General features: G+C 60.0%; 10 protein-coding genes. 4 read left to right on the top strand and 6 right to left on the bottom strand.

Features of this window, described 5'->3' with window-relative positions:
• Positions 1-4: 4 nt before the first annotated feature.
• Positions 5-316, top strand: coding sequence for a hypothetical protein (locus tag JTJ32_RS13635; RefSeq protein ID WP_408004596.1), 312 nt, complete (start codon positions 5-7; stop codon positions 314-316).
• A gap of 65 nt (positions 317-381) precedes the next feature.
• Here JTJ32_RS13635 and JTJ32_RS13630 read toward each other — a convergent pair whose 3' ends face one another.
• Positions 382-1,212: a mechanosensitive ion channel family protein gene (locus tag JTJ32_RS13630; RefSeq protein WP_099226285.1), complete on the bottom strand. Its 831-nt coding sequence runs from the start codon at positions 1,210-1,212 to the stop codon at positions 382-384.
• Between the two features lie 119 nt (positions 1,213-1,331).
• The gene (locus JTJ32_RS13625; RefSeq protein ID WP_099226286.1) at positions 1,332-1,811 is read right to left on the bottom strand and encodes a YajQ family cyclic di-GMP-binding protein; all 480 of its coding nucleotides are present in this window, start codon (positions 1,809-1,811) and stop codon (positions 1,332-1,334) included.
• A 171-nt stretch (positions 1,812-1,982) separates the two neighbouring features.
• On the opposite strand from JTJ32_RS13625, the gene JTJ32_RS13620 reads away from it, so the two are divergent.
• From JTJ32_RS13620 to JTJ32_RS13610, 3 genes are read left to right on the top strand one after another with little or no spacing between them, the layout of a single operon-like run.
• Positions 1,983-2,903 carry a putative 2-dehydropantoate 2-reductase gene (locus JTJ32_RS13620; protein ID WP_210042348.1) on the top strand — a complete coding sequence of 307 codons (921 nt, stop codon included), beginning with the start codon at positions 1,983-1,985 and terminating at the stop codon, positions 2,901-2,903.
• Positions 2,904-2,947: 44 nt separating this feature from the next.
• Positions 2,948-4,984, top strand: coding sequence for a sensor histidine kinase (locus JTJ32_RS13615; protein WP_210042346.1), 2,037 nt, complete (start codon positions 2,948-2,950; stop codon positions 4,982-4,984).
• 14 nt (positions 4,985-4,998) lie between these two features.
• A complete protein-coding gene (locus tag JTJ32_RS13610; protein ID WP_210042345.1) occupies positions 4,999-5,577 on the top strand; it encodes a cob(I)yrinic acid a,c-diamide adenosyltransferase in 579 nt (192 codons plus the stop codon).
• 117 nt (positions 5,578-5,694) lie between these two features.
• Here the strand turns inward: JTJ32_RS13610 and JTJ32_RS13605 are convergent, their stop codons facing one another.
• The 4 genes from JTJ32_RS13605 to secA form a co-directional block, all read right to left on the bottom strand.
• Positions 5,695-6,642, bottom strand: a complete 948-nt coding sequence (locus tag JTJ32_RS13605) for a Nudix family hydrolase (RefSeq protein ID WP_210042343.1) — start codon at positions 6,640-6,642, stop codon at positions 5,695-5,697.
• Positions 6,643-6,644: 2 nt separating this feature from the next.
• Positions 6,645-7,271, bottom strand: a complete 627-nt coding sequence (locus tag JTJ32_RS13600) for a glutathione S-transferase family protein (RefSeq protein ID WP_099226291.1) — start codon at positions 7,269-7,271, stop codon at positions 6,645-6,647.
• Positions 7,272-7,322: 51 nt separating this feature from the next.
• Positions 7,323-8,540: a bifunctional glutamate N-acetyltransferase/amino-acid acetyltransferase ArgJ gene (gene argJ / locus JTJ32_RS13595; RefSeq protein WP_099226292.1), complete on the bottom strand. Its 1,218-nt coding sequence runs from the start codon at positions 8,538-8,540 to the stop codon at positions 7,323-7,325.
• 111 nt (positions 8,541-8,651) lie between these two features.
• Entirely contained in the window at positions 8,652-11,390 is a 2,739-nt protein-coding gene (gene secA, locus JTJ32_RS13590) for a preprotein translocase subunit SecA (protein ID WP_099226293.1), read from the bottom strand.
• Between the last annotated feature and the right edge of the window lie 128 nt (positions 11,391-11,518).

The raw sequence follows: 11,518 nt of genomic DNA, 5'->3' as shown, positions 1-11,518 counted from the left end.
GATATTGAACACCGCAAAAAAACCAAGCTTCAACCAATACCTAATGCTTGCCCTGATCGGGCTGGGTATCTGGGCGCCTGTGGTCTGGACCGTGCTGGCGTATGCCGCCTCGAGCGCCGCCGAGCCGATGACGGTTGGCAGTGCCATCGTGCTGCTGGGCCAGCTTGAGATTTTCGCGATCATTTTTCTGATCGTCTATGCGTTCTGCTTCAAGCCGTGGAGGCTCTCGACAGCGCTGCGTTTCGGGTTTTTCCTGAACGTGCTGGGTGCAGGCATCGCGGCGGTCGGTATCGTAGTCGCGCTGGCCAACCTGTAACGGACACGCGCACATCAAAAAGCCCTGGCTCGCGAGAGACAGGGCTTTTTGTTTGCTACCAGCGGTTACTCCTGAACGACCCGCATCATCCGCTGCGGCGCGGGAATATCGATACCTGCGTCTTTCAGACGATCACGCGCTTCGATATTGAACAGTGACACCACATCGCCAAAGTCACCGGTCTTGGTCCAGACCCGCAGCGACAGGGTGATCGCATTTTCACCCAGCGCCGCGACAACGGCCTGCGGAGCTGGATCTTCGAGTACGCGCGGGTCCTTTGCCATGTCCAGCAGGACTTGCAAGGCTTGCTTCAGGTCCGCGTCGTGGCTGACACCAATGTCGAACACGACCTTGCGGGTCGGCTGGCGGTTGGTGTTGGTGATGATGCCGTTGGACAGATTGCCATTGGGCATGATCACGGTGCGGTTGTCACCGGTACGCAGCACGGTGTGAAAGATCTGAATGCTGTCGACCGTCCCTGCCACGCCCTGCGCTTCGATCCAGTCCCCGATACGGAACGGACGAAACAGCAGAATCAGCACGCCGCCCGCAAAGTTCGCCAGGCTGCCCTGCAAGGCCAGACCGATGGCCAGACCGGCCGCACCGATGGCCGCGACGAATGAAGTGGTTTCGACGCCGATCATCGACGCGACACTGACTACCAGCAGGATCTTCAGAATGATATTGGCCAGGCTGCTGACGAAGCCTTGCAACGCCAGATCTGCATGTCGTCGCGCCAACAGGGCGCCGAGTTTGCCGGTCACTTTGTTGATCAGCCACCAGCCGATGCACAGCGTAACGAGCGCCAGAAGCAGGCGACCGCTGTACTGCATGATCATCGGAATCCAGGCCTGCGACGCTTGCCACAGGTGACCGACTTCTGCATTTAAATCCATCTTTATCTCCTTAACCTGACGAACCGGCGTCGATGGACAGCCACGGCTGTCGTTTCAATGCACAGGGCGATTCGGACTGGCCGGGCAACCCCTGGTTCCCCGGTCAGCGCTGCAAATCGTCAGTCACGGAAGTTGTTGAACTGCAGCGGCATGCCCGAATCGTAGGCGCGCAGGGCTGCGATGGCTTCCTGCAGGTCGTCACGCTTCTTGCCGGTGACACGCACCTGCTCGCCCTGAATGGCGGCCTGGACCTTGAGCTTGGCTTCCTTGATGTGAGCGACGATCTTCTTCGCCAGCTCCTTGTCGATGCCTTCGCGCAGGATGACTTCCTGCTTCATCAGCTTGCCGGAAGCGTAGGCGTCCTTGATCTCCAGGCACTTGGCGTCGATCTTGCGTTTGACCAGTGCGAGCTTGAGGATCTCGATCATGGCTTCAAGCTGGAAGTCTGCTTCAGCGGTCAGGCTGACAGTCAGTTCCTTGAACTCGAACGTCCCCTTGCCTTTCAGGTCGTAGCGACGGTCCAGCTCCTTGATGGCGTTGTCGACGGCATTCGTGACTTCGTGCTTATCCAATTCGGACACTACGTCGAACGAGGGCATGTATGTTCTCCAATTGAACGGCGCGCACGGCAATCAACGGCGCGCATGACTTGACGGTATGAAAGAACGCTCATTATAACGAGACTTTTCCGGCCTTCACTGTGAGCCTTTCATGTCGAATACTGATTTCACTGCTTCAGGGCCGCGTTTGTCCTTGAAGGCCGACAACTGATGGCGACGACCTGGCACGTATTGGGCGCAGGCAGTCTGGGCAGTCTTTGGGCTGCGCGGCTGGCCAGGGCAAACGTGCCGGTGCGCCTGGCGCTGCGTGACGCCGCCCGTGTGGCCGCGTATCAGGCCAGCGGCGGCTGCCTGACCTTGATAGAAAACGATTCGGCCCGTTCGTTCCCGGTACCTGCACAAGCCCTGGACGATCAGACGCCGATCGCTCGTTTGCTGGTGGCCTGCAAGGCCTATGACGCCGAACAGGCCGTGGCGCAACTGGCGCACCGTTTGACGGCCGACGCCGAGGTGATCCTGTTGCAGAACGGCCTCGGCAGTCAGGACGCTGTCGCAGCGCGAGTGCCACATGCGCGCTGTATCTTCGCCTCGAGCACCGAAGGTGCGTTCCGCAAGGCCGACTGGCAGGTGGTCTTTGCCGGTCATGGTTTCACCTGGCTGGGTGATGCCGCGAACCCTGCCCCGCCGTCGCTTTTGAAGGACTTGCATGCCAGCTCGATTCCTCACGAATGGACACCGGATATTCTCACGCGCCTGTGGCGCAAGCTGGCGCTCAATTGCGCGATAAACCCACTGACCGTGCTGCACGATTGCCGCAACGGCGTTTTGCTGGAGCATCACTGTGAAGTCGCCACGCTCTGCGCCGAACTGACCGACCTGCTGCACTGCTGTGGTCAGCCAGCGGCCGCTGTGGACCTGCACAGCGAGGTGGTGCGGGTCATCAAGGCCACGGCAGCGAACTACTCATCGATGTATCAGGACGTCGCCCATCAGCGGCGCACCGAAATCAGCTATCTGCTGGGCTACGCCTGTACGGTGGCCGCGCGGCATCGCTGTCAGGTGCCGCACTTGCAACAATTGCAGACGCGGCTGGTCACGCATCTGGCAAGCAAGGGTTTGCGTACTGACTAGCCCGCGCTACCCTGCTTGCTCCACTTGCCACTGCGACCTGCCCCATGCCTTTGCGCCAACGTCTGGAAAACCTGCCTGTCGGCCAGAAGCTGCTGGCCGCCCTGCTGGTTCTGATGACCACTGTCCTGCTGGTCGCCAACCTGACCTTCATCAGCGCGGCCTATTACATTTCCCAGGAAGCCATGGCGCCGCAGGCCTTGCAGACCATTGGCCGCCTGATCAGCAGCGCCAACCTCAATGAAAACGCGCTGAACTCACCCGACGACGCGCGTGCATTGCTGAGGGAGCTGAAAAGCTACGGTCCGTTGCGGGCGGCAGCCATCTACGACAACAATGGCGAGCGGCTGGGACAAGTGCAGCAAGGCGAAGGCCTTGAGCTGCCTCATCACTTCAAAGACCTTGAAAGCTGGCGCCTGACCGAGTTTCGCAGCACGCAGGTCATTACCGTGCCCAAAGGCGACGCGCCGCCGGGCCATCTGCTGCTGGTCGCCAGCAGTGAACTGCCGCCCGCGTTTTATACCGGCACTCTGACTGCGAGCCTGGGCATCCTGGTGTTCAGCGTCTTGCTGTGGCTGGTCGTGGCCCGGCAGATTCGTCGACTGATCACCGAGCCCATCTACCAATTGGAAGAATTGTCCCGTCAGGTTACCCGCGAGGAGAACTATGCGCTGCGCGCCGAACGTGGCAACGAAGATGAAATCGGCAGTCTGGCTGAAGCGTTCAACACCATGCTGTCGCGTATCGAAGCACGCGAGCAGCAACTCAAACGCGCCCGCGACGACTCTCAGGAAGCCTACGATCAGGCGCAGGGTCTTGCCGAGGAAACCCGACATACCAATCGCAAGCTCGAGCTTGAAGTTCAGGTACGCAGCAAGATCGAAAAGAAGCTCACGGGCTTTCAGAATTACCTCAACAGCATCATCGACTCGATGCCCTCGGCCATGATCGCGCTCGACGAGCAGCTGTACGTGACCCAGTGGAATCAGGAAGCCAGCGCGCTTTCCGGCACAACCCTGGACGAGGCGATGAACCAGCCGATCTTCATCGCCTTCGAGCCGATGCGCTCGTTTCTGCCACAGATCAAACACACTGTTGAACGACACAGCGTGACCAAGATCGAGCGCGTGACCTGGATCAAGAACGACGAGCCGCGCCATTACGCGCTGACCTTCTACCCGCTGACCGGCGATGCAGGCCGTGGTGTGGTTATACGGATTGATGACATTACCCAACGCATCTCGCTGGAAGAGATGATGGTGCAGTCGGAAAAAATGCTTTCGGTTGGCGGCCTCGCAGCAGGCATGGCGCATGAAATCAATAATCCGCTGGGCGCAATCCTGCACAACGTGCAGAACATACGCCGACGTCTGTCGCCCGACCTGCCAAAGAACATCGAACAGGCCGAGGCTGACGGGATCGACCTGGCCGTGGTGAATAACTACCTGACCAGCCGCGAAGTGCCGCAGTTGCTGGATGGCATTCAGCAGGCGGGCGCGCGGGCAGCGAAGATTGTCAGCCATATGCTCAATTTCAGCCGTCTGAGCAACCGTCAGCTCTCGCCCTGCGACCTGCCCGCGCTCATTGATCAGGCCGTGGAAATCGCCAGCAACGATTTCGACCTGACCATCGGATTCGACTTCAAGGGCCAGCACATCATCCGCCAGTTCGATCCGGAGCTGGGACCGGTGCCATGCATTGCCAACGAACTGGAACAAGTGCTCCTCAATTTGCTGAAAAACGCCGCTCAGGCGATTCATCAACGGCCCGATGGCGAGGATGAGGGGCGCATCATCCTGCGCACTCGACTCAATCCGCCGTGGGCCGAAATTCAGGTGGAAGATAACGGCATCGGCATGTCGGAAAACGTGCGCAAACGCACCTTCGAGCCGTTTTTCACCACCAAGGAGATCGGTCAGGGCACCGGACTGGGCCTGTCGGTGTCGTACTTCATCATCACCAACAATCACAAGGGCCAGATGGAAGTGCAATCTTCCGTTGGCAATGGAACCTGCTTCACGCTGCGCCTGCCGCTGATCGCCAATCAGGTGAATGTGCAGCAACAGGTTATTTCCAAGCTATGACCAGGAGCCACTGAATGGGCTTTCGTTTGTCGAAAATCTACACACGTACCGGCGATGCCGGGGAAACCGGTCTGGGCGACGGCCGCCGAGTGTCAAAGGATCACCCACGCGTCGAGGCTATTGGCGAGGTCGACACCCTCAACAGTCAGCTTGGCCTGCTGCTCGCCGGGCTGATCGAACTGGCGCCGAGTGTGTCCGGGCTCAACGAAGTGATCGACGTTCTGGCCCCCTGTCAGCACCGCCTGTTCGATCTTGGCGGCGAACTGGCAATGCCCAGTTACAAGGCCCTGAACAGCGCTGAAGTCGAGCGTCTCGAGGCGGCGATTGATGTCTGGAACGAGGAATTGGGGCCGCTGGAAAACTTCATCCTGCCTGGCGGATCAGCGCTGATTGCACAGGCTCATGTGTGCCGCAGTCTGGCCCGCAGTGCCGAGCGTCGCTGCCAGCACCTGAATGCGGTAGAACCATTGGAAGGCTCTGGTCTGGCGTACATCAACAGATTGTCGGACCTGCTGTTCGTCGCAGCCCGGATAATTGCCCGGCGACAAGGCATCGCCGAGATCCTGTGGCAGCCTGCGCCGAAGCCGGAGTAAGGCTGAGCCAGACTGCTGATCGTGTCCATACTCCGATAACGCTCTGGCCATTCAAGAACGAACGCGGCACATCCTGAGCGGCGTTACCACGTAGGGACGTGGTAACGCTCCAGGTTATCAGAGTTCCTCAGGCCAGAACGCACGTATCCCTGCAACGCCTTGAGCACCGTTTTCCCACGCTTTCCGCCTTTCGGCAGGCCCAACACCACCCAGCAGGTAAACAGGCTTGCTGAAGCCTGTGATCAACTGCGCTGCCTGCTCCCAGCCCAATGGCTGCGCCTCGGGATGTGTCAAGGTGGGCTGCACCGGTGACAGGGTCACGAAGTCAACGCCCATCTGCTCGGCCAGCGCCAGCTCTTCGGCGTTGTGGCATGAAGCCGCCAACCAGCGGTCCTCAGGAAACGGCCGTCCACGGCTGGCGTATTTGCGCAGCTGCTCGGCCGTGAGGTGCCAACCGGCGGACGGAAAGTCGCCCAGCCATTCCAGCGGTCCTTTGAGCATCAGTTGCGCCTTGCCTGCGCACAGACCGGCTGCGTCCACTGCCATGTCGCGGTACTTGGGGTCGTAGCCGCCCGGCGCACGCAATTGAACCAGCTTAATACCGCCAGCAATGGCTTTTTGAATACCGCGCAGAACTTGGACGTTGTCCAGCCCTTCCGGGGTGATCAGGCATTCGCCCGGCAGACGCGCCGCAGCGACAATCGGCCGGTTGGCCGCCGGAAAGTCGTAGTTGGCCAGTTCACGAGAAGACACCCAGACCAGCGGCTGACCTTCGGCACCGTGCGGCTCGCCGGTGAACGCCGAGACTTCCCACACATCCAGCAGCACATGCTTGTCCGGATAGTCGTGCTGAATCTTGATCAGTGGACGTGCCGCCGTGACCACGATGCCCAGCTCTTCCTGCAGTTCGCGCCCCAGTGCAGTCTCGACCGCTTCGCCCGCTTCGACCTTGCCGCCGGGAAACTCCCAAAGACCGCCCTGGTGCTGACTGTCCGCCCGTCTGGCGATCAGTATCCTGCCGTCGGCGCCACGAATGACGGCAGCGGCCACGTGAATGCGTTTCACGATCAGGACTCCTCTAGACCAGCCTGCTGCCAGCGCTGGAAGGCAGGCCATTGGTAGATGGTTTCGATGTAGGCCAGCGCTTCGTCAGGCAATGCGACGCGATACGTGCGTAACCGGATCGCCACCGGCGCGAAGAACGCATCGGCAATGCTTGGGCGACCGAACAGGAAAGGCCCGTCTTGCGTAGCTGCCTTGCGACATTCAGCCCAAAGGGCGACGACGCGGTCGATGTCGGTCTGGGTGTCGACCGGAATGACTTCCAGCGCCTGGTCCTGGCGCAGGTCCATCGGCATGTTGGAGCGCAGGCTCATGAAGCCGCTGTGCATCTGCGCACAGGCAGAACGCGCCTGGGCACGGGCGGCAATATCACGCGGCCACAGATCAGCATCCGGGAAGCGCTCGACCAGATACTCACAGATCGCCAGTGAATCGATGATGGTGCCGTGTTCGCACTGCAACGCGGGTACTTTGCCGGTAGGCGAATACTTGAGGATGTTTTCGCGGGTATCAGGCAGGTTCAGGCGGATGACCTGATCGGTGAACGGCGCGCCGGTCATCTCCAGCACCAGCCAGGGACGCAGCGACCAGGAGGAATAGCGTTTGTCGCCGATGATTAGGTGCAGGCTCATGTTCAACTCCGTTGAATGGCGCAGGCGAGTGATCGCCCGCGCCGGAATGAATCAGGTGCGGTATTCCGCGTTGATCTTCACGTACTCGTGGGACAGGTCGGTGGTCCAGATCGTTTCGCTGCAATCACCTCGGCCCAGCTCAATGCGGATGGTGATCTCCTCTTCGGCCATGACGGCCGAGCCCTGCTCTTCGGTGTAGGTCGTGGCACGGCAACCCTGGCTGGCGATGCACACGCCGCTCAGGAACACGTCGATCCTGCTGACATCCAGATCCGGCACGCCCGCACGGCCTACCGCGGCCAGAATGCGACCCCAGTTCGGGTCGGAGGCAAACAGCGCAGTCTTGATCAGCGGCGAGTGAGCCACCGCGTAGCCGACATCCAGACATTCCTGATGATTGCCGCCGCCATTGACTTCAACGGTGACGAACTTGGTCGCGCCCTCACCATCACGCACGATGGCTTGGGCGACCTCCATGCAGACGTCGAACACGGCTTTTTTCAGCGCATCGAACAACGGACCTTTGGCTTCGGTCACTTCAGGCACGTTGGCCTGACCGGTCGCGATCAGCATGCAGCAATCGTTGGTCGATGTGTCGCCATCGATGGTGATGCGGTTGAAGGACTTGTTCGCGCCGTCGCGGATCAGGTCCTGCAGAACGCTCTGCGAAACCTTGGCGTCGGTGGCGATGTAGCCGAGCATAGTCGCCATGTTAGGCCGAATCATGCCTGCGCCCTTGCTGATACCGGTCACCGTAACGGTCACGCCGTCGTGCTGGAACTGGCGGCTGGCACCCTTGGGCAGGGTGTCGGTGGTCATGATGCCGGTGGCCGCAGCCGCCCAGTTATCCACAGACAGATCATCAAGAGCCGCTTGCAGCGCGCCCTCGATCTTTTCCACAGGCAGCGGCTCGCCGATCACGCCGGTGGAGTAAGGCAATACGGCAGACGCCTCGACACCGGTCAGCTCGGCGAGCTTTTCGCAGGTGCGGCGGGCGGCAGCGAGGCCGGGTTCACCGGTGCCCGCATTGGCGTTGCCGGTGTTGGTCAGCAGGTAACGCACGGTGCCCTGTACGCGCTGTTTGGCCAGGATGACCGGTGCCGCGCAGAACGCGTTCAGCGTGAACACACCGGCAACGCTCGAACCTTCGGCACAGCGCATGACCACGACATCCTTGCGCCCTGGGCGTTTGATGCCGGCAGAAGAAATGCCAAGTTCAAAACCGGGAACCGGGTGCAGCGTAGGCAACGGACCAAGACCAACAGCCATCGGGGTGCTCCTCGTGGAGTGTATGCGCCGCCCACATCGGTACGGCGATTCAATGAAAAAACGCCGCGACGGGCAAGCCGGTCGCGGCGCGGGTATTACAGTGTCAGGGCCTTAGTTGATCTGGCCGTGACAGTGCTTGAATTTCTTGCCCGAACCACACCAGCACAGCTCGTTGCGACCCAGCTTCTGGTCGTTGCGAACCGGTAAAGTGGCCACGGCAACAGCCTCGCCTTCTTCCTCGATCAGCGCAGGCTGGTCGATACCAGGAGCTTCGGCGTGTTCGAACTGCATGCGCTTGGCCAGCTCCTCGGCTTCCTGACGCTGACGCGCCTCTTCTTCCTCGGGGTCTTCGCGGCGAACCTGAACGTGGGACAGAACGCGGATGGTGTCGCGCTTGATCGAGTCCAGCAATTCCTGGAACAGGGTGAACGACTCGCGCTTGTATTCCTGTTTCGGGTTTTTCTGGGCATAGCCACGCAGGTGAATACCGTGACGCAGGTGATCCATGGTCGACAGGTGGTCTTTCCACAGGTCGTCCAGCACGCGCAACAGAATCTGCTTCTCGAAGGAGCGCAGCGCTTCGGCACTGGCCTGATCTTCTTTCTCGTTATACGCGACCAGCAATTGATCCATGATCTTGGTGCGCAGGCTGTCTTCGTGCAGGTGATCGTCTTCGTCGAGCCACTGCTGAATCGGCAGCTTCACGGCGAAGTCGGTGTTCAGTGCAGCTTCCAGGCCTGGAACATCCCACTGCTCGGGCAGCGATTGTGGCGGAATGTGTTGGCTGATCAGGTTGTTGAGCACTTCAGCGCGGAAGTCAGCGATGGTGTCGCCGATATTGTCGGCCGCCAGCAGCGTATTACGCATGTGATAGATCACTTTGCGCTGCTCGTTGGCCACGTCATCGAATTCAAGCAGCTGCTTGCGGATATCGAAGTTGCGACCCTCGACCTTGCGCTGCGCTTTCTCGATGGCGTTGGTCACCATGCGGTGTTCGATGGCTTCGCCGGACTGCATGCCCAGCGCCTTCATGAAATTCTTCACCCGGTCAGAGGCAAAGATGCGCATCAGGCTGTCTTCCAGCGACAGGTAGAAGCGGCTTGAACCGGTATCGCCCTGACGACCGGCACGACCGCGCAGCTGATTGTCGATACGGCGCGATTCATGGCGCTCGGAGGCAATCACGTGCAGACCGCCCGCTTCGATGACCTGCTGGTGACGCTTCTGCCAGTCGGCCTTGATCTGCGCGATCTGCTCGGGGGTCGGGTCTTCCAGGTTGGCGACTTCGACTTCCCAGTTACCGCCCAACAGGATGTCGGTACCACGACCGGCCATGTTGGTAGCAATGGTCAACGCGCCCGGACGACCGGCCTGAGCGATGATCTCTGCTTCCTTTTCGTGGAACTTGGCGTTCAGAACCTTGTGCTCGATGCCTTCAGCATTCAGCAGACGAGACATGTGCTCGGAGGTTTCAATGGTCGCCGTACCCACCAGCACCGGACGGTTTTCCGCCAGGCAGGCCTTGATGTCGGTCACGATGGCCGCGTACTTCTCTTCCGCCGTCAGGTAGACGAGGTCGTTGAAATCCTTACGGGCCAGTGGCTTGTTCGGCGGAATGACCATCACGGCCAGGTTGTAGATCTGGTGGAATTCGAACGCTTCGGTGTCGGCCGTACCGGTCATGCCGGACAGTTTGTTGTACAGACGGAAGTAGTTCTGGAACGTGGTCGATGCCAGGGTCTGGCTCTCGGCCTGAATGTTCAGGTTTTCCTTGGCTTCGATGGCCTGATGCAGGCCCTCGGACAAGCGACGACCCGGCATGGTGCGACCGGTGTGCTCATCGACCAGCAGCACCTGACCGTCCTGGACGATGTACTCGACGTTGCGGTTGAACAGTTTGTGCGCACGCAGACCGGCGTAGACGTGGGTCAGAAGGCCCAGGTTATGCGCCGAATACAGGCTCTCGCCTTCAGCCAGCAGGCCGACTTCGGTGAGCATCTCTTCGATGAACTGGTGACCGGCTTCGTTCAGCTCGACCTGACGGGTCTTCTCGTCGACGGTGAAGTGACCGGCCTTGGTGACCTGGCCTTCCACTTCCTCGATGTGCTGTTCGAGTTTGGGGATCAGGCGGTTGATTTCGGTGTACAGCTTGGAGCTGTCCTCAGCCTGACCGGAAATGATCAGCGGCGTACGCGCTTCGTCGATCAGGATGGAGTCGACTTCGTCGATCACGGCAAAGTTGAGTTCGCGCTGGAACTTGTCGTCCATGCTGAACGCCATGTTGTCGCGCAGATAGTCGAAGCCGTATTCGTTGTTGGTGCCGTAGGTGATGTCAGCGGCATAGGCTGCGCGCTTTTCTTCCGGAGGCTGGAATGGCGAGACGATACCTACGGTCAGACCGAGGAATTCGTACAGCGGGCGCATCCAGTTGGCGTCGCGGCGTGCCAGGTAGTCGTTCACGGTAACCACGTGAACACCCTTGCCCGACAAGGCATTGAGGTAGACCGCCAGGGTGCCGACGAGGGTTTTACCTTCACCGGTACGCATCTCTGCGATCTGACCTTCGTGCAGCGTCATGCCGCCGATCAGCTGGACATCGAAGTGGCGCATGCCCATGACACGCTTGCCCGCTTCACGCGCGACGGCAAATGCTTCCGGCAGCAGTTGATCGAGGGTCTCGCCTTTGGCTATGCGGGCCTTGAACTCTTCGGTCTTGGCGCGCAATTGCTCGTCCGAAAGGGCCACCATTTGCTCTTCGAAGGCATTGACGAGTTGAACCGTCTTGAGCATGCGTTTGACTTCACGCTCGTTCTTGCTTCCAAAAAGTTTTTTCAACAAAGGCGCAAACATATCGACAGGATCTTCCACACATAGGAATGGAGGGCGGCCCCGTGAGTCGCCCGTGCAGCCCTGATGGCTGCATGCGAACGAGCATTCTACCCGGAAACGATGGTGAGGAAAGTGGCGTTAGTCCACGA

Origin of the sequence: Pseudomonas alliivorans, from assembly GCF_017826695.1 — a bacterium.
GTDB classification, from domain to species: Bacteria; Pseudomonadota; Gammaproteobacteria; order Pseudomonadales; family Pseudomonadaceae; genus Aquipseudomonas; species Aquipseudomonas alliivorans.
Note: the sequence above shows the minus strand (reverse complement) of the source record. Positions and strands in the feature narration are given on the sequence as shown.